The organism is Patescibacteria group bacterium (genome assembly GCA_041665365.1).
In the GTDB taxonomy this organism is placed as follows: Bacteria; Patescibacteriota; Patescibacteriia; order UBA9570; family UBA9570; genus UBA9570.
Genome location: JBAYIY010000013.1, coordinates 1 through 23,144, shown reverse-complemented (window position 1 = coordinate 23,144; position 23,144 = coordinate 1). Strand labels below are relative to the sequence as shown.

The following is a 23,144-nucleotide window of genomic DNA, read 5'->3' as shown; positions in this document are numbered from 1 at the left end:
ATATGCGTCAAATTTGGCAAGAAGAATTAAGTAGCCACGTGCTCGATTGCGCCGATGATCTGGTAAAATTGGGTTATGATCAAGCTGCCGCTTTGGTTGAGGCAAAAAAACGCTTTGGTGATGAAGACAAGATTGTCGCTGAATTAAAAACCATTCACCCCTGGCTCGCTGCCTATGCCGATTGGATTGTACTTGGTTTATTAGCCTTCAGTCTTCTCCCCCTAGCAGCTAGCTACTACTTTGCTAGCCCCTATCTCAGTTTAGTTTCAGAACAACTAATAATCTGGTGGTTTACGGGATCTTTTGTTGTTCTAACTGGATTACTCGTGAAATGGCAGTTACACATTATACCTCTCACTAATCGTCTGAGTATTTATGTTGCGGTCAGTATTGGTTTCTTTATTAGTAGCTGTATAAACATTGCTTTAGATATCAATAACTTTGAGGTGATTGTTTACAATGGTTTATTTGGTTTAGTAATTATTTTGATTTTAGAGTTAGGGCGCAAACCTTTGAATATCTATTACAAAAAAACCATCCTGCTGGTGTGTTTAAGTTTGATGATCATATTTGCCTGGCGTGAAAACGGTTTTTTACAAGACCTAATATTTCCAAACTGTTTGTTTATTGTTGATAATAATCCCACTACCACACAGGTGGCTGGCTGCACCCGCATCTCATTTTTTTCGATTTATCTTCTCTTTATATATGCTTTTAGTTTAATAACACTAGGTTTCATTGGTTATTATTTAGTTAATCTTTGGAAAGCGGGCTCGGGATTATTTCGTAAAGTTATCACCACCGGTGTGTTTGTTTTATTACCACTCTCAGCTATGAGTGTATCCGGTGTAAATAGTCTGGGTGTATTAGATGTCGTGCCCTGGAAGTTAGAGATTTATCAAACTTATGTGGATATATTAGGGCGCCGACCAGAACAAAAGGATTACGATTTTTATGCCCGCACTAGATCTTATGAACACATGTCGCAAGTCCGGGCAGTGTTGTATTCATCAAAAGAACGGCGCGTAAAAATTAAAGACTTGTTTCAAACTACACTGCATCGACCACCGACGAAACAAGAACTTAACTATTATGCCAATAAAAGTATGACTATTTCCGAAATTCAAACTGAAATTCAAACTAAATAATTTTTGAACCAAAAAAATTTATCTATGATACCTCGTATAACAATATATAGCATAGTCAGTTTATTTCTTCTCTCACTTTGTTGGTATGGAGCCACAGTAAATAGTACCAATCGCACTGCCACTCATCGCGTGTTAACTAGGCTCGTCCCAATCACACTAGATGATGTTCCTGTATTTCCTTCTAATCATGCCGTAATTGCTTTAGACCCAATGCAGGATTATACCTGGCAGACAATTCAACTACCGCACACTTGGCTCGAGCATGGTTATTATGTTGAATTGTGGGACGCAACTAACAAACCCATACCTGGTTTCCGAGCCACAAAATTAATCACTGATACAATTGATATTTCCAATATCGATGCATCACTAACACCGTCATTAAGACTGGTGATTTTTCAACCACCCAATACCCCACCGCCACCAACCGACTATGCGGTCTATATTACCTATCAAGAATATCCCAACCAAAGATTATTTGTTTTGTTAAGTATTGCCTTGATGATGTTATGGACAATTATTTTTTGGACGTTGATACGAACCCGTACCGTCCACGTGTCGTTGATGACCGGTTCTTTATCACCTTATCTCGCCACCATATCAACCATACTGTTTGGCGGTATCTTCGGAGCCGTGTTGGGTTCATTTATTGGCGGGATACAAATTCTATATGTTTTGATTAAACTCCCCTTTTTACTGGGTACGACTTTGTTGATTTCTTTTTCCACGTTGGTGGTACTGAGTTGGCTCAGTGGCGTTAAAGCCTCCTTAAAAGAAATTTGGACAGTATCATTAAATTTGTTGGCTATAACCACTTTGGGTTTATGTTCATTTAGTTTGATTCTTGGTTTTTATATTTTGTATCCACTTAATCATGATCAAGTGTTAATTGCTACTATAATATTTTTTATCGCTTCAGGTGGTTTAGCCTTACTCAGTTTATATCGTTGGCAACATACCATAATTTTGCCAGTTGTCTGGATTACAGTTTATGGTTTGGTCTTTCTCCAGCTCGGTTGGATGCTCCGCCCGTGGGTGGGTGTGATTGATCCGGTACACGCTACGGTTCCTATCGCCCGCGCCAATTCCGGCAATGTGTTTACGGAATTGATTCATACGATGGAACGAATCACGGATCCATGATGTGTGTTGGCAGTGGACGAATAATATTCGTCCACTGCCAACACACATGCCGATTCATTAATAATAAATTGTTCATATGAAATTATTCACAACCACAAATCTTCTTCTCAAACATCAATCTGAATTATTCGATCAAACGATCAATAAAAAAATTACGCTCTTTCATGTACTGGAATTATTATTGGTCAGTCTTGTCGGTCTGGCTGCCTTTGGTGCCGTCATGAGCCTGGTCGTGCCAGATTGGTGGCACACTCTCAATATCATGTGGAAAATGATCGCCTTAATAATGGGTTCGATAGGGTTATGTTTACCGTCACTGTACATCTTCAGTTCGATACGTGGTTTACGCCTCACCTTGGGTCAACTACTGTTTTTTGTACTCGCCGCTGTGACCACCATCGCTGTGGTATTAGTCTCCCTAGCACCAATCAGTTGGTTCTTCTTATGGTCAACCGATAATATAGATATCATTCGTGTCATCAATGGTGTGATGATTGGTTTTAGTCTGCTGTTTGGTTTAATTCTGTTAGCCAGACTCTATGCCATGAGTAAATCACCCTTCGATATTCTTGTACCGTGGTTGATTCTAGTGGCTATTGTCACCGGCCAAATGAGCCATAAACTGGCACCATGGTATCCGGTTAATGAAAATACTAATACGAATATCCAACAGGATCTCTAAACTTCTGCTATACTTAACCCCATATGAAACAGACTCTCCGTCTTCTCCTGCTATTAGCCATCCTACCAGGCTGCACGGTGGTTGATCAGTTTAAAACACCGGCTAATCATGTGGTGATTGTGGCTGGTTATGGTTCAACGGTGGCTGAGAATGCAAGTTATCAAGGTTACATTCAAGCGGTGGCGGATTATGTGACTAATCCGGATAATAAAGTGAATACGCTTATTTTCACTGGCAGTTACACTGATAATAAAGACAAATCTGAAGCGGAAGCGATGAATGCGTATTTTAATAAGATAACCGATCTATCAGGTGTGAAAGTACTCAAAGAAGAGTGCGCCATAGTATCTTGGCAAAACATTAGTTATAGTCACGACTTATTACTGGCTAATAATTTTTCTGCTACACAAGTAACTTTATTTGGCGATAAAAATCGCACCGATAAACTGCAGACCTTCGCCGTGTATCTGTTTAATCTTGGTTCTGGTCTCCCGGATAGTGCTTCCAGTTTAGTAAAACGTTCCATCAACACTGTCTCAGTCGATACCCAAGGCTATGATTTTGGCGTAAGTAAAGACAGCCAAGAGGAACAAGATGCCAAATTCGCCTCAGAAATTCTTGGAGCCTACGATGCAAATGCTGGCAACAAACTTCTCCAAAAACGTTTAACCGAGTGGTCAAATAACTATGGTTATGATGTCGCTGATAATTTAGTTAAGCATGGTTGTACCCAATACGCCGGTTTTTAAGACTTTTGCTTGACTCCTATTTAAGCTCATGGTATTGTAGCGCCTATGAAAAAGGACATTCACCCACAATATTATAAAGCCGCTGTCGTCACCTGCGCCTGTGGCCATAGCTTTACCACTGGTTCAACACTCGAAACCATTCAAATTGAAGTGTGCTCAAGTTGTCACCCCTTCTTTACTGGTAAACAAAAATTCGTTGATACCGCTCGCCGCGTCGAGAAATTCCAAGAACGTTCTAAAAAAGTGGCCGCCGCTGTTACCACTCGAGGGAAATCTAAGACCAAAAAACGCGCTGTTAAAGCGACCAAACGAACGGCCAAGGCTGCCTTGAAAAATGCCAGTTCAGGAAAAAATTAATCAGCTGCAACAACGTTATCACGAACTGGAGAAAAGTTTACAAGATCCAGCCGTATTTGGTGATGTTAAAAAATTACGCGACACCTCAGTTGAATTTGATGAGCTAAAATCAAAAATCAGTTTATTTGATAAATATGCTTCGATCGACCAAGCATTGTCTGAAGCTAAGCAAACGATGACTGATGGAGACGCCGAACTGGCCAATTTAGCCAAAGACGAAGTTGATCGTCTCACAAGTGAAAAAGACATCTTAGAAAAACAGATTCAAATTTCTTTAATTCCACCCGACCCGCAGGATTTAAAAGATACCATTGTGGAAATACGCGCTGGCGCCGGTGGTGATGAAGCCGGTTTATTTGCGGTGGAATTATTCCAGATGTATTCACAATATGCCGCCAGCAAAGGTTGGCACATTAGTATTATCAGTTCCAGCCGTACCGGCATTGGTGGTTTTAAAGAAGTTATTTTTGAAATAACCGGGCAAAAAGTTTATTCGAGTATGAAATATGAATCCGGCGTCCACCGCGTGCAACGTGTACCGGAAACAGAAAAAGCCGGCCGGGTGCATACTTCAACCGTCACAGTGGCAGTGATGCCAGCCGCTGAAGCAGTGGATATAAAAATCGATCCGAATGATTTGCGCATTGATGTGTTTCGCTCCGGTGGTCATGGTGGGCAAAGTGTGAACACCACTGATTCAGCCGTGCGCATCACCTATCTACCAACCGGCATGATTGTGGTTTGTCAGGATGAAAAATCTCAACACAAAAATAAAGCCAAAGCCTTTAAAGTTTTACAATCGCGCTTATTGGCCATGAAATTAGAAGCCGATCGTCAAAAAAATAGTTCGATGCGCCGCTCACAAATTGGCACCGGTGATCGCTCGGAAAAAATTCGTACCTATAATATTCCGCAAGATCGTATTACCGATCATCGTATCAAACAAAGTTGGGGTAATATCCATAAAATTCTCGCCGGTGACCTGGAACCAGTTATCACCGCCATTCGTGCAGCCGATTACAACGAACGCTTACAAAACCTGTGAGGAAGAATGTGTCATTACATGAATTGGATATATTATTATGTCATGTTTTAAATAAACCAAAAGAATTTATTTACAGCCACCCAAATTACCCTTTAACAAAACAACAAAATAAGATTCTAAATCAATCTATAAAAAGACGACTACGCGGCGAACCGATCGCATATATTTTAGGTGAGAAAGAATTCTATGGTTTGAATTTTTTAGTGAACAAACACGTTTTAATCCCCCGCCCGGATACGGAAACTTTAATCGATGTTGTCTTACCCCAATTAAAACCCCACGAACTGGTTTGTGACATCGGCACTGGTTCCGGCATCATTGCTATTACTCTCAAGAAACATTTCCCTAGCGGCCAGCTACTAGCGACTGATATCTCCCAACCAGCCTTAACTGTGGCTAAAATAAACGCCAAAAAACATCATACTAAAATACAGTTTTATACAAGCGATGTTCTAAACCATATACCCAAAAAATATCTCTATAAAATTGATTGGCTAATCTGTAACGCACCCTATCTCACCAAAAAAGAAGCGGCCAAAAAAAGTTTAGCCTATGAACCACAAGTAGCCCTGACTCCGACTGGTTCAACTATTAGTATTATAAAAAACTTATTAGAACAAGCCCCCGAGTATTTATCACCGCATGGTAAAATTGTTTTAGAAATCGGTTACAATCAAACTCATACCGTTAAACGATTTGCCAAAAATATTTTTCCCCATAGCACAATTACTGTACACCAAGATTTAGGTGGTTTTGATCGCGTAGTGGTGATTGACAAAAAGTAAATTTTTCAATATCCTACCAAACAATGGCTAATATCTATCCTATAGATGTCGATAAAATTGATTTGTCTAATTGTCAAAGCCCGGCTGATATTGTTAATCAATTAGCCGATAACTTAATCTATAGAGACCCGCTAACAGAGGAAGGACCGGTACCAAAGCACGTTGCTGGAATGGTGTACGGACAAATGAGAATGATCGCTCGACTATGTGAAAGCTATAATAAACAAAACAAAAACGATCGCGCTGATTGGAAACACCACGATGATTGGAGATATATTCATAAAAATATCAGTGACAAATTATTTGCGATTTTAGAAAAACAGGCTGGTAGACCAGTGTATTTATCAATTGATACAGTTAATGAAAAAATTAATGAGCTTAAAAAAAACTTATCAAGCAGAGCTGACCAATACGAAAGAGATCGCGTTATAGATAGAAATAGAAAGCTGATTGTAGCCGGTGGAGCCGCTGCCTTTACCACCTTAGTAACCGCCGCCGGAGTTGGCGTAGCTACTATGATGAGTGCAGCTACCGACACTACTGCCACAGACAACTCATCTCAGTTTGATGACGCAACCTTACATCCACTCGACGACACTCAACGAGAGAGCCTTAAACAAGCCATGACATTAGGTGATAACTACTATGTGCCATTTGTGCAGGGTTTAATGCAAGTATCCGATAACGGTATTGCCCCAGATGGCAGCGTCACCTCGGATCAGACTGTCATGGTCGCAGACTTGACACAAACTATTAATAAACTGCACGACTTAGTAGATAATGGAAAAGTTTACACTTATGTGCCTCCTGAAAAGCCAGTTAATGATTTAACTGCGTTTAACTATTCTTCCGCAGTCTATGATCGTGATCGCATTGTCTTACAAGATAAATTTTTTACTGAATCAAACGAATTAGAAATATTATTGCGTGAACCGGGTGATCATTCTATGAATTACGGAGATTATCTTGGTACTTTAATTCATGTTGCTGATACAATTGTTCAGTTGGAAATAAATGATGCTACTACCGAAAGAGGGTGGATCGCCCCAACCAGTGCTGATCAAAAACAGCACTATGCTGACTCACTACGTTATAAGTTTGAAGAAAACGAACCATATGATGCAGGAAAAATAGGACTATTGGGTATTGATAGTTATGAACTACTTGATGTTATTGTTCATAGTAACCTGCTCGAATTAGGAAATAATCTGGCCAAGGCTGAGTATTCCAAACTGCACCCTGAGCTCATAGTCAACCCCCGTTCAGAAACACGCCGCCGACCCAGATAATGTTACCAGATAAAAATTGACAAAGTTAAGTTTTTTGTGTTACAATATCCATTGTTATAATTGATATAAATGTTATCTATGGCTCAAACTGTATATAAAGTCCTGAACTTTGATGGATGTAAGACAATCCCTGATGTGGTAGCTAAACTTGTCGAAGCAAAAAATTTTGGTGATGGCAATCCTGAAATTACCGGCAATTTTGATGATACTTTATGTCTGATCGCCCATGCTGTTAGTGATAAATCTCGTTTCCGTCAGGAAGTACCTGAAAAAATTAGAGACGCTGTATTAAAAATTGTTAATTCTGGTGTAAAAAGTATAGATATTAGTGATATAACAAATTTACTAACCAAAGATAAATTGTCTAATTATAGCTGGACAATAAGACGTCCCGACATGTTTGTGCCCTTAGAAGATGCATTGCCGCATTGTCAAACCCCAGCCGATTTGGTTGTTGTATTGACTGGTCAGCTAAAAGAAGTAGGGATCACCGCAAAGAGGGCTAGAGAAATACGTGACCAGATGAAAGTTGTAGTAAAATTATGTCATGCCTATAACGCTGCCATAGAAGAAGGTCGTCCGGAAGTATTTAATACACATGCGGACTGGGCTGAATTACCTCAAAATGTTCACGCTGTACTATTGGAAATTTTTAAGAAACAAAATAAACAATTATTACCTGTTGTGCCAAGTTATTTAGTCGATGAAGTTATTAAAAAGGATACTGAACAACATGAAACCACTTATGAAACCGCCCCAACTAAATTTGTTATTGATCCTGATAAACGAAGATTGTGGAAGAAAGAAGAACTACAAAGACTAGGGGTACTACCTGAACAACCTATAGAACCCAACCCTTCACACACAGGAACCATTAGAAACTTACAAAGACAAGTGTCCGATCTTGAACAAAGAGTACCTAAAACTTCAAGTGGAAGCTGGATTAAAACCGGATCAGCCGCTGTTTTGGCTGCTTTACTGGGAGCAGCCGGAGTTGGTATTTACACCCTAAAGAACCAGTCTGATAGTGGCAGTCCTGATATCGATTCTAATGATATTGATTCTGATACTGAATTTCACTTTGAAGATGAATCGGTATTGTATCCGCTGACAGCCGAGCAAAAAGCTAAAATGGATAAATTAATGGAGATCGCCAAAAGATATTACGAACCATTTGCGCGGGCTTTAATTGGTGCCTCTGATAGAGGTATTACCGTAACTGGTAAACTGAGTACCGATCAAGCTGAACTGATTAAAAGTTTTGATAAAACCAGCGATACACTTCATTTTATGGTGAGTGATAATAAAGTACGCACCTATATCGCCCCACCCGGCCGTGAAACTGATATACATTTTGGCAGTTCAGCCGCCAGATATGTCGTCGGAGATCTAAACACCTTAGATGACGACTTAATAGTGTTAGAACAAAATGCTTATGGGCGTGAGGGTTGGCATCAAGTAGAAATTTTAGAACATGAAACTGGTCACCGCGAACAAGTTGCTCCTGGTACTCATCCGCAAACCGGCATGCAAGATCGCAGTACTCTTATTTATGGACAAGACATATTAAATACTAAAGACTATTCATACTACCTCAGTGCTATCCTTGGTGCCGCTGACGCCATTATTGCTCTAGAAGTTTTTGATGGCACCAGCAATGCAAAAGACTGGAAACCGCCAATTAATAAAAAATCAAAAGAGGCCTATGCTACTTTCTTAACAGATTGGTATGTACATAATAATCATGAATTAGAACCATTTGGTATTGATAAAGCTGAATTACGGCAAGCTGTGCTAGCTAGTGATTTATTAACATTAGGTAATGAATGGACTCGAGCCGAATTAAAGATCCGAGCAGACACTATGCAACGTGAAACTAATAAACCAGAAACTAAACGCCGTTTAAAATAATGTCTTCTACTATCCTCCTCATTCGTTTCCCGCTCGCACCCATACCTGATCACATTGGTAAGTTTGAGCAGTTTTTTCATAATGTTTATTATCTATTGAAGAATGATCATAGTGGTAACGCCTCTATTTCGTGTGAAATTGTGAGTGTGCATAATAAGTTGAATTTCTATTTCACCATCCCCAGCCATAATGGAGGGGTGGTAAAAAACATGATCTTTTCGATTTTTCCTGATGCGGAAGTATCCGAGGTGAAACAGTTTGTTGATATTGAGCATCTGCCCGATCAAGTTGTCACCTATTATATGGATCTGGCGCAAACTGAACAATATGCTTTGCGCACCTATCGGGCATCGGCACCAAATGATCCGTTAAGCCCATTTATTAATAGTTTATCGTCTATCCCTCCAACCAATGGAGCGATCTTTCAAATTGTATTACGCCCACTAGATGAAGATTTACATACCGATTCGAGTGGTTTATTTTACGGGGAAGCCAAGCGCAGTGGTGAATCGATGGAAATTCCTAAATTTCATGCCGTGGTACGCTTTGGTTATTTTTATGATGGTAACCAACAACCGCGTCTAGCGGATATTGAACGCTCGTTTCATGAATTCACTACGGAAAAAAATTGGATCATTTTTACACCGGAGGCCAATGTGCAGCACTTCATGAAAGATGTCTTTGCGCGCACCCTGTTGCAACGCAGTATCCTCACCCAAGAAGAGGTATCTTCCCTCTTCCATATTCCCGATGCCTCTTTAAAACTTCCAGCTATTAACTGGATTCTATCCAAACGCGCGCAACCGCCTTTTAACCTACCTACCCCACACACCACCGCCAAAACTGACGCTACTTTCTTTGGTCAAACCAATTTTCGTGGTCTCAATACCACCTTTGGTATTCGCCGTGATGATCGGCGCCGGCATCTCTATGTAGTGGGTAAATCCGGTTCAGGCAAATCAAAATTATTAGAGACCTTAATTATTGACGATATTATAAACAATCAAGGTGTCTGTGTGATGGATCCACATGGTGATTTGATTCAAGATATTTTGCAATACATTCCCGAACATAAAATCAAAGATGTCATTTATTTTAATGTCTCAGATATTGATTGGCCGATTGCCTTTAATCCTCTCGAAAATGTTACCCCAGACATGAAACAACAGGTGACGCAGGGTTTAATTGAAGTGTTCGAGAAATTCTTTGGCGGTGATTGGTCACCGAAGATTGAACATGTGTTTCGCTATACTACCTTGGCAATGTTAGATTATCCTGATGCGACGATTGTGGGTATGATGAAAATGCTGACTAATCGTAAATTTCGGCAGAAAGTTATTCCGGTGATTAAAGACAGTGTGGTAAAACATTTCTGGGCCAATGAATTTTCTAGTTGGTCAGAAAAATTTGATAATGAAGCCATCTTGCCATTAGTGAATAAACTGGGACAGTTTTTGTCTAATCAGTTAATTCGCAATATTGTGGCGCAACCGAAAAACAAATTCAGTTTTGATGATATCATGAATAATCGTAAGATTGTGCTAATTGAATTATCGAAAGGTAGATTAGGTGAAGAAAATGCCGCCTTGCTGGGTGCGATGATTATTACCAAAATTTATCAAACCGCCATGGCTCGCGCCAAACTGCCCGAAAGTGAGCGCAAAGATTTTTACATGTACATTGATGAGTTTCAAAACTTTGCTACCGAAACCTTTGAAAATATTTTATCTGAGTCGCGTAAGTATCGGTTATTACTAACTATTTCACATCAGTACTTACAACAAGTTCCCGCTGAAATTAAAGGTACCGTGTTTGGTAACATTGGTTCTATTATCGCCATGCGCGTGGGCGCCGATGATGGGGCTTATTTAGCCAATGAATTTACACCAGTCTTTACCACGGAAGATTTTATCAATTTGGGAGTCCGTGAAATGTTAATTAAAATGAGTGTCTCCGGCCAAACCACCCAACCATTTTCGGCTCATACCATCGATGTTCCTCCCCCACTGGCACCAAGTTTTGTCCAACAAATTATTGACTATAATCGTCAACATTACGCCACCAGTTTGGCCGACATTAATATTTTAATGGCGCAAATTTACAGTGATGAAGAAAACACTAACTCCACCGCCGCCGAAGCCAATTTTGAAGCACCGATTGTTTAGATTATGACAATCACCAGCCCGGCATTCGCACATTCCAATTCAATTCCAGCCCAATACACCTGTTCTGGTGCCAATCTGTCTCCAGCCTTAAGCTGGTCAAACATACCAGCTGAAACTAAAAGTCTCGTTTTAATCATGCATGACCCCGATGCACCCGCTGGTGATTGGTTACATTGGTTGGTGATAAATATTCCTGTAACAACACAACAAGTAGCTGAAAATACCTCACCATTAGGTGGCGTGGTATTAACTCCCTATGATGGTCCTTGTCCACCTAATGGTGAACATCGTTATATGTTTGATCTATATGCCCTAGATGTAGCCACAATCACCGCTCAAGACCGTTCTAACGTTGAACAAGCCATAATTGGCCACATTTTAGCCCAAGGTACATTAATGGGTGTCTACAAACGCTAGACTCTAGCTCAGAATCCATTCTGGTAAGCTGTTTTTTATCCAGCCGGAGGAAGTTGCTCAGCGCTTGAGGAAATTCTGCCCAATTGTTTCCACTAACTCTGGGTCAATAAACTCAAACACACCCCCTCCGGTCCGAAAATATCGAAACCATTCGGGATGCTCTGTGCGATAGAATCCTACACGCCGGGCAATAGTTCGATCAGCCACATTAAATCTGCGCGCCAGACCTCCAACAGTAGCCCAACCATCTAACGGAGCTGGATATTGTTGAGCTTCTTGTGCCAGCAAGCTAACCAGTTCTGGGGAAAGGTGTTCCGTCACCGGACCACGCTGTGGCTGATAAGTATGAAACCATTCGGGATGAGCTGCACGCTGTTCATTTACTATCTTCTCTACCAGCTTAGTAGATAAACCAGTGGAATCTGATGCCGTTGTCTTTGTCATCCAGCCTGCTGGCGCGTACTCAAGTGCAGTAAACGTATTTTGTATCTCTACCACCAGCTCTGGAGCATAATGCTCACGTAGATGCCCAATTTTGTCTGTGTAAAAATGGAACCATTTAGGGTGGGCTGCGCGAAATAGATCTGCCGCTTTTTTTACCATATTAAACTCCCGACCCAGTTCCTCAGCAATTCCACTATTCGTGAGCCAGCCTGGTGGGGCAAGTTCATTATCAATTAATTCCTCTGAGATCAGCGCAATTAATTCTGGAGCGATGTATTCTGTCGCTCGACCATGACGTGGCTGATATACTCGAAACCATTCCGGATGTGTGGTGCGATGTTTTTCAGCACGGCTGGTGACAGAACTAACATCTTTCCCCAACAATTTGCCAAGACCCCGCGGTATTAACCAACCGTCTGGTGCTGCCTCAATAATCTGCAATTCCGTACGAATAATATCAGCGAGTTCTGGTGAGATGTACTCAGCTGGAGGACCCATCTTTTTTTTATACTGGCCAAACCATTCTGGGTATGTGGCACGGTAGCGCATAATTATTTTTTTGATGGTATCAAAATCTTTGCGCTGTTCCCTTGCTAATTGCAGGTTAGTAACCCAACCATCTGGTGGAAGTTCAACTGTGCGTTTGGCAACAGATTGTTCTACTGACTCTATTGGAGTGGCAGGTGGTAATGACCCTTCCTGCATAATCAAAATTCTCATCCGCTCTTTCCATTCTGGTTCCGTGGTCCAGATGACTGGCGTCACTAGGCCAGTCTCAGCCTGCAATTTCAATTCGTCTTTGGTCAGCATGGAAAATGTCCTCCAATCTCCTGGCCCCGCCAGCTGATGCACGACAAAGGTGGCATTGCCAAACTCGTTATTCACAAAAATGATCTTTTGATGATCAGGGATCAGGAAAATTTTATAGGATTGCTCCCGCATCATCCGGGAATCGGTTTGACCATCGATAATACTGTACGGTGCTTGTAAAACGGACAACACTTCAATCAAATATTTTGTGCGAGGGACATCTCTACCCTCTTCCACGCTCCCTTCACCTTCTCCCTGCTGCATCTCTCCAACATCTGGTGGCAGAATGATATCTTCAATGGACAAAGCGCCCTGTGGCAATTCTAAAAAAATGCCAGCGACCTTTGCCCGGTCTACCGCGTGTCTAATATATTGTTTGGCGTCAAAGCGCTGATAGGCACTGGAGCGCCCTTTACCATCCTGCTGCAAAAATTCTTTAGCATCAAGTATCTCCGCAATGACAGTAACTGAAAGATTAGTTTCTAGGAGCTTTTCCAACCGTTGCGAAAGTTCCAGTTCATAGTTGCGGAACTTTATCTCTTCTGGATATCTGAGTCTTGTGGGTTCACCCGTTTTGTCCATATTATTTTCTATTTGCGGGCCTGTCCGACGAAGCTCGTCGAAGTTCTGACGTAGACGAGCGTAGGCGGGAGTGAAGGGACTCGGACCCTCGACCTTCTCAGTGACAGTGAGACGCTCTAACCAGCTGAGCTACACCCCCATGTGTGGGCTACTATATATTATAGAATATTTTTTGTCTAGAACCATGAAACCATGAAATACGCTACATCTAACCCACCTTGAAAAAAAGCATATTATTACCTTAAATCTAGTACTCATGAATATTTAGACAGATCAATGCGATTGAACGGAGAAAAAAATGTTGAAAGCGATTTAAGACAGCGCTACCAAACTGATATGTGAGTTGACCTGGGGTGTAGTCATGAAAAAGGTTCGAACGTCGTCCAGTATGCCCCGCCTACGTCCGCCATAGCCTTCGGCGTCGGTGGACTTCGGCGGGTAAACCCGCTAATTAGACAATTATATGGTATAGTTACAGCATGAAAAAATACATTATAGTGTTTGTTATTTCCTGCATTTTGGTACCAGCTGCACTGCTGGCTGATAATGTATCTGTTATAAAAAAAATTCGGGAGGTTAGTTTTACTGACATCACTCATGATCAAGTCACAATAAACTGGTCAGCACCGGTTGGTTCTAACCTGCGCTATAGAGTGTGGTTAAAAGATGCCTTTGGTAACACTTTAGCCAAACGCCATACTCAAAACACGTCTTTAGTAATGGCTTATTTATATCCAGAAACTAAATATTATATAAAAATTCGCGCCATAAATAATTCACAGGTCAAAAATAAGTGGTCGATAGCCAAATCGTTTACCACTACCGCTAGAATAACCAAAACCATTTTTGGAGGTGATGTGATGTTGTCTCGTTATGTCGGCCAAGCCACTGCGCGTACTGGCAATATGGCGGCGCCGTTTGTTAATATTGCCGATGAATTTAAACAGAACGATTTAGCGTTTATTAACCTGGAAGCACCTTTTAAAGAACAAGGCCCATGGGATGTACCAGATAGTGCAATGACGTTTAAAGTTAATCCACAAATGATTCAGGGTTTACAACTAGCCGGTATTGATATTGTGTCACTGGCTAATAATCATATCGCTAATGCTGGCGAGGCTGGCATTGACTACACTAAACAATATCTCTCAGATAACGGCATCGCTTATTGTTTAGAACACTATGATATACGTGAGGTGAACGGTTTAAAATTTGCTTTTTTATGTTATTCTTATGATCGAAATTTAGACACCTCGAAACTAGTTAGTGATATCAATGAAGTTAAAGATCAGGGGGCTGATGTGATTATTGTCTCGATGCATAATGGTAATGAATATACCGAAACCATCAGTGCTTCACAGTCAAATTTTGCCCACACCGCCATCGATAACGGCGCTGATTTAGTAATTGGCCATCACCCTCATGTGGTGCAACACATGGAGGAATATAACGGCAAGTATATTTTTTACTCATTAGGTAATTTAGTATTCGATCAAGATTGGTCTTGGCCAACCCAACTGGGCGCAGTCGTAAAAATTACCTGGCAGAATGACCAGATTAATAAAATTGAATTTAAACCGATTAAAATTGATGATAATTTTCAACCCCGCTTCATGGATTTCAACGAAGGTAAACAAGTGTTAGACAGGTTACAAGTGAATGATTACGAGATACTGGCAGATTAACTGCTCCCAGTATTGTATTGACAAATCCAAAGGAATAGACTATAAAGGGGGCGGCATTTTTACAATGCTTTAGTTCTTTATAAACCTGTTCATTATCTAACTACGTCTGCACTGAGCCGATTATGACATTATTCGGTTGGTTGCAGGCGTAGTTCACCCAACGCCTGTCTGCCCTGGAGGGCAAAATGGATCGAGAGGGTCAGATTCTGTTTGGAGTTTTTTTCGGGTTGCTTTTTCTGGCGCCGCTCCTCGGAGTCGTGGCCAGTTTTTTGCAACAGTGAATTGAGTGGAGCCTAACCGTGTGTTGTTGGCTGACGTACGATCGTCGACCACAACCGCGAGGCTCCACTCACAACCCCCCTTTTTTTGAATCAATGAAAATGATATTTAAACTGGTTTAAATTTGATTATAATTTATATAGATTTTAATGTAATTGTGTGATATTGATGTATTAGGTTCTTTCCATTCTTCCAAAAAAACTGGAGGATACATGTGGCGGTCATCACTGGCTAAGTGTATCATTTTTATGGTTTTGAGCGCGGCTTGTTTGTTCGGGGTCATTTTGTTTCTTGCACTGTTTGTCTTTCAGTATATGACTTTGATCTCCACTACTCTATATAGTGCGTTCCTGATCATTTATGGTGTCCTGTTCTGTGAACAGGCCGCTGAGTTTTGGTATGTAAACGATGGATAGAACGAGTGGAGTCTACTGTGTGTTGTTGGCCGGCGTGTTAATGTCGACCACAACCGCGAGGCTCCACTCACAACCCTCAATAATTGTTGTACAATAAAGTACCTATGCCGACACACTTTGGGCTCACACCCGCCGAATTAAAAATATTAAACCGCTTATCAACCCCGATTAAGATTCAGAATTATTTGGATGCGGTACCGATGAATTGGGAAAAACACGGTGAAACATATATGTCACCGCGGCGAGTATTACGTGAGAAAAAGATGCACTGTTTGGAAGGGGCTTTATTAGCGGCCACCGCCTTGTGGTTACAGCATGAGCCAGCTCTACTGTTAGATTTGCGCGCCAAAGGTGATGATGATCATGTGGTGACATTATATAAACGCCATGGTTATTGGGGTGCCATCAGTAAAACCAATCATGCCTCTCTCCGCTTTCGCGATCCGATTTATAAAACCTTACGCGAATTGGTTTTATCTTATTTTCATGAATACTTCAGTGATACAACTGGTAAAAAAGTTCTACATGACTATTCTTCTAAACCGTTTAATTTAAAAACACGCGGCAGTGCCTGGATCACCACTGAGGAAAATTTATTTTCTCTTGTTACCGCCATCGATGAGGCCGCTCATACAAAAATAGTGCCTGATAATAACTTACGTTTTATTCGTCAAGCCGATACCATGGAACGCCGCGCTGGTCTATTGCGTGAGTGGACACGCAGCAACCCTCTAACTTGAATTGTTACTAAGATATCGTTCTCTAGTGGTCTTGTTATATAAAGTATCAAAGGCTTCCTTTAAGGCTTTAAATTTAGCTGGTGCCGTAGGATCATTCGAATTACGATCCGGATGTCTACTTAAAGCCAATTTACGAAAAGCTTTTTTAAGCATCATTTTAACGCCGGCTTCGCTTTTTTCAGCTAAGTCATCAGTGGATAAACCTAATGTTGCAAAATATCCTTTGCGGTCAGAAAAATTTGCCGGAATTTCACCACTTGGTGTGGTGCCACCCATGTCAGCCTCAAGTGAATCAAACTCTGACCCACTTAACCAGTTTAATAATACTTTATCCCGAGTGGAACGATGATCTGCAGAAAATGCCCTCTCATGCTTATGCACAATACCAGAAATACCATCATCTGTAGTCAATTCGTCCAAACTATTAAATGTACCAGAATTATAGCGACTAGGATCATTAGATTTGAATTCAACCAAAGCTGCCTGCCATACCTTTAAATCTAAGTGCAAGGTTCGATACAAACTAGCAATAATTAACAAATCATCCTGAGTAATCATTGCGTTGGTTTCATCCACGGACAGCAATGGCTCCAGCACTTGATCAGCACGATCAATTAATGCCCTAAGTTCAGCCTGATACTGTTTAGATTTAGGATAATCATTAACGTTCACGCCATCCTTATAACCACCTCGTAACGGTATGAGCGGAGCCTTAACATCTAAGGCTTGAGCATTAACTACAGTGGTTAAATCTTCCAGTGCAGCTGCAATGGTTTGAACTTGCGCGTCGATAATATTAACGATATTATCACGTAAACGTATTCGTCTAGCTTCATTGCCTCCAGCAGCTTTTCCTAAAGCGCTACCAATTGAACCTAAGGCGCCATCATGGGCTAATTCCCCCATCGGATCAAGTAATAATCTTTCAACACGCTTGGCGGCTTGGTAAATGTGCTCGGTAGCTTCACGATTATTTGGATCAAAATGTCTATCAAACTCAACATACATCTGTTTACCCCACTCAACTAATCCTTCAAAACCCTTCTCCCTGGTTTCGCGTTGTTCTCTTTGTGTTACCCCACCTACGGCTTTGTCATAATAATCCCGTAATTGTTCAAAAAATGACGCCATATTAGTGTCCATAATATGATTAATAATTACAAAAGTCAATCTAGGACATCATAAACTTTTATTCCGTCCTGTTGAAAAAAGACCGGTAAAGCCAATTCCCGCTGAGTGACGATATAATCAACTTGTAAACTACGCAGAAAATCCACATCGTTGATTTTAGCATTGAGAATATTTTTATGCGAAATAATCTTGCCGTGTTGTTTGATCGATTTAAAATAAGTTTGCGGATAAGTTGAATCATAGCCAAAAATTGATCTTATACCATATAAGCCATACAAATTAACGGGCGATAATTCAGAGTATATTAAAGCCTGTGGCTTAGCTTGTTGTATGGCTTGAACATAGGCGGGCGGATTAGTTAATGGCTCACGCGATTGCTGTGGATTATAACCATGCATAACGCTCCACTGATCAAAAAACATTAACATTCCCAAACCGATACATATCCAAGACATATATATCTTCTTTGAAAATAACCAATCTTGAAAATAGGCCGCTAAAATTATAACAATAAAATCTAGTATAAAAATAGCCCGCATCGGTGGCACCGTAACAAAAAGAGAATTTGGTATAAACACATAACCTAATACACTACAAAATATTACCAGCCAAAATATATGGCGCGCTTGCCAAATGAATTTTTTAATACACAATGATATTAAGAAAAATAATACCGGAATTATTCCAACATAAACACTCGTTTCAACGTAATTTAAGGGTGCTCGAAAATGAGTCACATCGCCCCAATAATTGGGCAGGATCCATAGAATTAAATGTTCAACACTAAGCTGACTATTATTGGTACTAAGCGCCCGGTGGCTTAAACCCAGCTGCACCATAAATGGATATAACAAACTGACCATGATTATCCCCTGCACGATCATCCAGCCGGTCAGGCTTAATATTTTATGACGCGATAAGTGTTGTCGGTTTTGCCATAATAAAAAACTGGCATATAACACCACTACTATTAAGGCGTATAAATAAAATTGCACGTGACCGGCCGTGAGCATGGCATAATTAAATATTACTGCCGGAATACCCCAATACCACTTGTCAGAATAAACCAGTTTGTACACAGCCCATAAGGTCAACGGAAAAAATGCCAACACACCGTCAATTGTCCCCCACTCCAACCACACTATCATTGGGCCGGATAATTGCCAGGCCAAACCAGCCGCCCAAGCTAAACCGGGATGCACATCGCGTCGTAAAAAAATGAACATGCCCAAACCAGCCAGAAAAAAATAAATAATAATATTAGCCGTAAAAAAATCTAAAGACTTATTAAAAAACGGTATCAACAAATTTATTGGAGAAAAAGCCGCTGACTGACCATTAAAAAAAGACACCCCAGAAAAAATATATGGATTATATAATGGTAATTGCCAGTGTTTATAACTATTAAAAATATAATCGCTGTACGGGTATAGTTGCACAACGGCATCGCGGGTGTATGTATTATAACTTTGCACCTCTTCACCTAATAAATAATTGTGCACCAGATCAGTTGGCAAAGGTACAGCTTGGTGAAATATCGTTGGCCAGAAAAAAATTATCGTAACCAATACATAACCAAGGCACCCTAGCCAAAATTGCCATCGGGCATTAATTTTCACGGGTGGATTATAACATAAAACACGTAGAGACGTGCCGGCGGCACGTCTCTACGTGTTTTTTACGTCTCTACGTGTTTATCGCGTTTCGACTATAAATCGGCGGTCAGAATGACGTCACCATAGGCATAGGCGTCCGTCTGTTTTTCACCGCCCCATTCGATTTCGACACTGACCGTACCATTGGCATCATCAACGGCGGTGACAGTACCATCGTTGTAACTACCAATATATGGTACCGACACAGCATCACCGACACTCACGGCTGGTTTAATCGGCATAGCCACGGCATCAGCTTTACTCACAACCTCGAGGCTACTGGCAAAGCCGGATACCAATATTTGGTCACCGGACACTTTCAACACAGTGTAATGATCAAAGTCACTGCCGTTCTTAACCGCAATGGAAGCACCGGCTTGCCATGGATCGGTAATTACCACAAATGAATCAGCTTTGAGTTGTTCGGCTTCGTTTGCACCTAAGGTTCCCACATCCAAGTATTTCACCATTGGTTGGGTTGCTGTACCACCTTCAACTACATAGGCACGGGTTAAACCGGAACCAGATTGCCACCAGGTTAACACAGTGTCACCCACGGCAGCAGTTTGACCGGCTGGAATCGGCACGATCACACCATTTGGAATGGTAACATCCTCGATAATTTCGGTTAATACAGAAGACGCGGCACCAACTTCTGACACTGTTGCCATATAATATATGAAGGTTGTGCTATCCACACCGTCGGTGGCTGATCCATCAAGAGAAGCGCGGGTTGGCGCTAACACATAATCACCCACTTGAGCATCAAGTGCTCCACTGGGAAAATCAAGGGGCATAGCTGTTGGGTCAATCGCCACTGTAGTGGCAGTAGTATTGACATTAACCACTGTATTTGTGTTCTTTGGAGTGGTGTTAGTAGTGGTGGTGGTTGTGCTGGTGCAACCGGCTCCAAGCATCACTAGTAAAACGCTGGCTCCAGCCAAACTTTTGGCTATCGTTGTACGCGTATTATTCATAGCGTGTATTTATTATTAATAATAATTATTTAGAAGCTAAGTATATCACAATTCTCCAACTAACTGAACGGCGTCAATTTCAACCCATTCGTCCGGCACCAACGTGGTATCTACGGTAATTCGTACACCATTTACTTGATAGCTGGTTTTATCGACTGGAATTTGCAAATAACCGATACTAGTAGTTGTATCTGTCCCTGCCCAAACCGAATGATAAACGCCGTCAATATCTTTTAACTCAACTTTGGTGACAGCTCCACTGCCATACGTTTCATGAATGCGCACACCAGTGGCATAGGCGGCTTTTGAGTACGTCAAGCTCAAGGTTTCTAAACCTTTATTTCTTTCTAAGTGCGCCCAAGAATTACCATTATCACCGTAAGATTCAACGTTTGGCAAACTAGTGGCTTGTTTGGCTGCCCAAGAATCTGTCCCATATTCAGTTGAAGCCGTGGCGGTGGCTGCCCATTGGCCATTAACATCTTGTTGAATCGCGGCATCGGTGGCAGTCTCATCAAAAGTATTATCACTGGTTGTTACCGTTACTGTTGTGTTGGTATTGGTTTTTGATGTATTGGTTTTTGATGTATTGGTTGTTGTTGTGGTTGTAGATGGCGTGTTGGTAGTAGTTGTTTTTGGTGGAGTTGTTGTTGTAGTTGCAGTATTACTGGTACAGCCCACACCAATTAGGAGCAAACTGGCCGCCCCAACCGACAACGCAGACAATAATGTCTTTTTGTTCATATAGATTATTTTAGTCTATAAAATTTAGATAGATACAGTATAGCAAAATACAGGCTCTCATGCTAGGGTATTTAATATGACTATAGGTATTATTGGTCTAGGGGCGGCTGGCATGATGGCGGCCGCTACCGTGCAAGAACTGCATCCGGATTATCAGATTATATTGATCGAAAAAAATGCTGTGATGGGGCAAAAAGTACAAATTTCTGGCGGTGGTCGCTGTAATGTCACAACCGGTATACGTGATATAAAAAATGTATTAACACACTACCCCCGGGGTAATAAGTTTTTAAATACTGCCATGTACCATTTTTCACCGGAGCAAGTTTATAATTGGTTCGAAGCACATGGTTTGCCCCTTACAACAGAATCTGATATGAGGGTTTTTCCACAATCAAATGACGGTAAAGCAGTAATTAATGTATTTGAAAAACTATTTCAACATAAAAATATTACGAGATATTTATCTACTAGTGTAACCGGGATAAAAAAAACGGCTGATCAATTTGCCATTACTCTAAAATCTGGTGAGATAATCAATACTGATAAATTAATCATAACTACTGGCGGACAAGCTTATCGTCACACTGGTTCAACTGGTGATGGTTATGGCTTCGCCGAAAGTTTAGGCCATCACATCACTCCCCTCGCCGCCAGTTTAAACTCTTTTGTAATTAAACAACCTTGGATTAGAGACTTAGCCGGTGTGTCTTTTTCTCAAGTTGGTTTATCAATCTCCCAACAATCTAAGTTTCATTTTACCGGGCCGATTGTATTTACTCATCAAGGTATCAGTGGCCCAGCTGTCTTTGCCCTATCTTCACAAGTGGCCTTTTTATCTTACCCCTTATCTGTACTGCTTGATTTCATTCCTGCTCTCACTGCTATTCAACTCTTAGAGCAATTAAATACACTTATTATTGAACATCCCAAACAACAACTCAGCACTACTTTACATTATTGGCTACCAAAATCAGTCGTGACGACAATAATTACTGCACAGAATTTACCTGGTGATAAACCCAATAACGAAATCAGTAAGACTTTACGAAATATTATAGTGAATTGTTTAAAGAAATTTACCGTATCGGTGGTAGGAAAAGGCTCGGGTGATGAATTTGTCACGGCTGGGGGGATTGAGTTGACAGAAGTAAACCCAAGAACCATGGAGTCTAAAATATGTCCCGGTTTATGGTTTGCTGGCGAAATTTTAAACATCGATGGTTACACCGGCGGATTCAATTTACAAGCCGCTTGGGCGACAGGCCATTTAGCTGGGAGCAACATTCATGATATAAACCAGTAGAGACATGCCATGGCATGTCTCTACTGGTTTATATCATAGACTCATTTATAGCTTTCATGTTATAATACTTTCTGATTCATGAAAAAAATATTACTACTCATACTTTTAGCCTTACCATCTGTCACTTTTGCGCAAGACATATATAGTGTGTCTCTGTTTGTAGAATTTACCGGTGAAGTCTTGAGCGATATCGCCGGTACTTCTGTAGCTTCCGCTGGTGATGTTAATGGTGATGGTTATGATGACGTGATTGTCGGTGCATCACAAAGTGACGATGGTGGTGTCTCAAATACCGGTGCAGTTTATTTGATCTATGGCCAAGCCAGCACTCTAACCAGTGCGTCTCTGTCTACAGTAGTTGAATTTACTGGTCAAGCTTTAGCCACTAGCGATGTAGCAGGTAATGCAATAGCTTCGGCCGGTGATGTTAATGGTGATGGTTATGATGATATTCTAGTGGGAGCCACTGGTAACGATGGTGCATTTTCTAATGCTGGCGCAGTCTATCTGATTTATGGTCAAGCAGCTCCGATGACCAGTGGTACGTTATTATCCAAATCCGTAAAATTTACCGGTGAAGTGGCCAGTGATGCGGCTGGAAATTCTGTCGCGTCCGCCGGTGATGTTAATAATGATGGTTATGATGATATTTTAATCGGTGCTCGGGGTAATGACTTTGGTGGT

General features: G+C 41.1%; 19 protein-coding genes, 1 tRNA gene and 1 pseudogene. 15 read left to right on the top strand and 6 right to left on the bottom strand.

Annotated elements, in window-relative coordinates; genetic code table 11:
• Window positions 1–2: 2 nt before the first annotated feature.
• The 11 genes and pseudogenes from WCV88_05660 to WCV88_05610 all read left to right on the top strand — a co-directional run bounded on the left by WCV88_05660 (window position 3) and on the right by WCV88_05610 (window position 11,691).
• Window positions 3–1,148, top strand: coding sequence for a hypothetical protein (locus tag WCV88_05660; protein ID MFA6475648.1), 1,146 nt, complete (start codon window positions 3–5; stop codon window positions 1,146–1,148).
• A gap of 24 nt (window positions 1,149–1,172) precedes the next feature.
• Complete coding sequence (locus WCV88_05655; GenBank protein ID MFA6475647.1) at window positions 1,173–2,291, top strand: hypothetical protein; 1,119 nt, start codon at window positions 1,173–1,175, stop codon at window positions 2,289–2,291.
• A gap of 76 nt (window positions 2,292–2,367) precedes the next feature.
• A complete protein-coding gene (locus WCV88_05650) occupies window positions 2,368–2,973 on the top strand; it encodes a hypothetical protein (GenBank protein MFA6475646.1) in 606 nt (201 codons plus the stop codon).
• Between the two features lie 23 nt (window positions 2,974–2,996).
• A complete protein-coding gene (locus WCV88_05645) occupies window positions 2,997–3,722 on the top strand; it encodes a hypothetical protein (protein ID MFA6475645.1) in 726 nt (241 codons plus the stop codon).
• Window positions 3,723–3,767: 45 nt separating this feature from the next.
• Window positions 3,768–3,956, top strand: a pseudogene (rpmE, locus tag WCV88_05640) (50S ribosomal protein L31).
• A 100-nt stretch (window positions 3,957–4,056) separates the two neighbouring features.
• The gene (gene prfA, locus WCV88_05635) at window positions 4,057–5,124 is read left to right on the top strand and encodes a peptide chain release factor 1 (GenBank protein ID MFA6475644.1); all 1,068 of its coding nucleotides are present in this window, start codon (window positions 4,057–4,059) and stop codon (window positions 5,122–5,124) included.
• Between the two features lie 8 nt (window positions 5,125–5,132).
• Window positions 5,133–5,909, top strand: coding sequence for a peptide chain release factor N(5)-glutamine methyltransferase (gene prmC, locus WCV88_05630; GenBank protein ID MFA6475643.1), 777 nt, complete (start codon window positions 5,133–5,135; stop codon window positions 5,907–5,909).
• A gap of 23 nt (window positions 5,910–5,932) precedes the next feature.
• Complete coding sequence (locus tag WCV88_05625; GenBank protein ID MFA6475642.1) at window positions 5,933–7,198, top strand: hypothetical protein; 1,266 nt, start codon at window positions 5,933–5,935, stop codon at window positions 7,196–7,198.
• 78 nt (window positions 7,199–7,276) lie between these two features.
• On the top strand, window positions 7,277–9,109 hold the full coding sequence (locus tag WCV88_05620) for a hypothetical protein (GenBank protein ID MFA6475641.1): 1,833 nt from the start codon (window positions 7,277–7,279) through the stop codon (window positions 9,107–9,109).
• Complete coding sequence (locus tag WCV88_05615; GenBank protein MFA6475640.1) at window positions 9,109–11,274, top strand: DUF87 domain-containing protein; 2,166 nt, start codon at window positions 9,109–9,111, stop codon at window positions 11,272–11,274. Before WCV88_05620 ends, WCV88_05615 begins: the two co-directional genes overlap by 1 nt.
• Before the next feature lie 3 nt (window positions 11,275–11,277).
• Window positions 11,278–11,691, top strand: coding sequence for a YbhB/YbcL family Raf kinase inhibitor-like protein (locus WCV88_05610; GenBank protein MFA6475639.1), 414 nt, complete (start codon window positions 11,278–11,280; stop codon window positions 11,689–11,691).
• Between the two features lie 57 nt (window positions 11,692–11,748).
• On the opposite strand, the gene WCV88_05605 is transcribed toward WCV88_05610, so the two are convergent.
• A complete protein-coding gene (locus tag WCV88_05605; GenBank protein ID MFA6475638.1) occupies window positions 11,749–13,527 on the bottom strand; it encodes a hypothetical protein in 1,779 nt (592 codons plus the stop codon).
• A 65-nt stretch (window positions 13,528–13,592) separates the two neighbouring features.
• Window positions 13,593–13,666 (bottom strand) — tRNA-Asp (locus WCV88_05600).
• Window positions 13,667–14,006: 340 nt separating this feature from the next.
• Here WCV88_05600 and WCV88_05595 point away from each other — a divergent pair.
• Window positions 14,007–15,212, top strand: a complete 1,206-nt coding sequence (locus tag WCV88_05595) for a CapA family protein (GenBank protein MFA6475637.1) — start codon at window positions 14,007–14,009, stop codon at window positions 15,210–15,212.
• Between the two features lie 799 nt (window positions 15,213–16,011).
• On the top strand, window positions 16,012–16,647 hold the full coding sequence (locus tag WCV88_05590; GenBank protein ID MFA6475636.1) for a hypothetical protein: 636 nt from the start codon (window positions 16,012–16,014) through the stop codon (window positions 16,645–16,647).
• Here the strand turns inward: WCV88_05590 and WCV88_05585 are convergent.
• The 4 genes from WCV88_05585 to WCV88_05570 all read right to left on the bottom strand — a co-directional run bounded on the left by WCV88_05585 (window position 16,639) and on the right by WCV88_05570 (window position 21,154).
• On the bottom strand, window positions 16,639–17,790 hold the full coding sequence (locus WCV88_05585; protein ID MFA6475635.1) for a J domain-containing protein: 1,152 nt from the start codon (window positions 17,788–17,790) through the stop codon (window positions 16,639–16,641). The two genes, WCV88_05590 and WCV88_05585, sit on opposite strands and share 9 nt — an antisense overlap.
• A gap of 23 nt (window positions 17,791–17,813) precedes the next feature.
• Window positions 17,814–19,397 carry a hypothetical protein gene (locus tag WCV88_05580; protein ID MFA6475634.1) on the bottom strand — a complete coding sequence of 528 codons (1,584 nt, stop codon included), beginning with the start codon at window positions 19,395–19,397 and terminating at the stop codon, window positions 17,814–17,816.
• A gap of 89 nt (window positions 19,398–19,486) precedes the next feature.
• Window positions 19,487–20,410 carry a hypothetical protein gene (locus WCV88_05575; protein ID MFA6475633.1) on the bottom strand — a complete coding sequence of 308 codons (924 nt, stop codon included), beginning with the start codon at window positions 20,408–20,410 and terminating at the stop codon, window positions 19,487–19,489.
• Window positions 20,411–20,455: 45 nt separating this feature from the next.
• Window positions 20,456–21,154: a hypothetical protein gene (locus tag WCV88_05570; protein MFA6475632.1), complete on the bottom strand. Its 699-nt coding sequence runs from the start codon at window positions 21,152–21,154 to the stop codon at window positions 20,456–20,458.
• A 76-nt stretch (window positions 21,155–21,230) separates the two neighbouring features.
• On the opposite strand from WCV88_05570, the gene WCV88_05565 reads away from it, so the two are divergent.
• Entirely contained in the window at window positions 21,231–22,460 is a 1,230-nt protein-coding gene (locus WCV88_05565; protein MFA6475631.1) for an NAD(P)/FAD-dependent oxidoreductase, read from the top strand.
• 78 nt (window positions 22,461–22,538) lie between these two features.
• The coding region (locus WCV88_05560; protein MFA6475630.1) for an integrin alpha at window positions 22,539–23,144 on the top strand (606 nt) is incomplete at its 3' end.

What these genes read in the sequence shown, in the direction of transcription:
- WCV88_05660 (MFA6475648.1), top strand. Translation starts at nt 3, where the DNA reads ATGCGTCAAATTTGGCAAGAAGAATTAAGTAGCCACGTGCTCGATTGC.
- WCV88_05655 (MFA6475647.1), top strand. Translation starts at nt 1,173, where the DNA reads ATGATACCTCGTATAACAATATATAGCATAGTCAGTTTATTTCTTCTC.
- WCV88_05650 (MFA6475646.1), top strand. Translation starts at nt 2,368, where the DNA reads ATGAAATTATTCACAACCACAAATCTTCTTCTCAAACATCAATCTGAA.
- WCV88_05645 (MFA6475645.1), top strand. Translation starts at nt 2,997, where the DNA reads ATGAAACAGACTCTCCGTCTTCTCCTGCTATTAGCCATCCTACCAGGC.
- prfA (MFA6475644.1), top strand. Translation starts at nt 4,057, where the DNA reads ATGCCAGTTCAGGAAAAAATTAATCAGCTGCAACAACGTTATCACGAA.
- WCV88_05625 (MFA6475642.1), top strand. Translation starts at nt 5,933, where the DNA reads ATGGCTAATATCTATCCTATAGATGTCGATAAAATTGATTTGTCTAAT.
- WCV88_05620 (MFA6475641.1), top strand. Translation starts at nt 7,277, where the DNA reads ATGGCTCAAACTGTATATAAAGTCCTGAACTTTGATGGATGTAAGACA.
- WCV88_05615 (MFA6475640.1), top strand. Translation starts at nt 9,109, where the DNA reads ATGTCTTCTACTATCCTCCTCATTCGTTTCCCGCTCGCACCCATACCT.
- WCV88_05610 (MFA6475639.1), top strand. Translation starts at nt 11,278, where the DNA reads ATGACAATCACCAGCCCGGCATTCGCACATTCCAATTCAATTCCAGCC.
- WCV88_05605 (MFA6475638.1), bottom strand. Translation starts at nt 13,527, where the DNA reads ATGGACAAAACGGGTGAACCCACAAGACTCAGATATCCAGAAGAGATA.
- WCV88_05595 (MFA6475637.1), top strand. Translation starts at nt 14,007, where the DNA reads ATGAAAAAATACATTATAGTGTTTGTTATTTCCTGCATTTTGGTACCA.
- WCV88_05590 (MFA6475636.1), top strand. Translation starts at nt 16,012, where the DNA reads ATGCCGACACACTTTGGGCTCACACCCGCCGAATTAAAAATATTAAAC.
- WCV88_05585 (MFA6475635.1), bottom strand. Translation starts at nt 17,790, where the DNA reads ATGGACACTAATATGGCGTCATTTTTTGAACAATTACGGGATTATTAT.
- WCV88_05575 (MFA6475633.1), bottom strand. Translation starts at nt 20,410, where the DNA reads ATGAATAATACGCGTACAACGATAGCCAAAAGTTTGGCTGGAGCCAGC.
- WCV88_05570 (MFA6475632.1), bottom strand. Translation starts at nt 21,154, where the DNA reads ATGAACAAAAAGACATTATTGTCTGCGTTGTCGGTTGGGGCGGCCAGT.
- WCV88_05565 (MFA6475631.1), top strand. Translation starts at nt 21,231, where the DNA reads ATGACTATAGGTATTATTGGTCTAGGGGCGGCTGGCATGATGGCGGCC.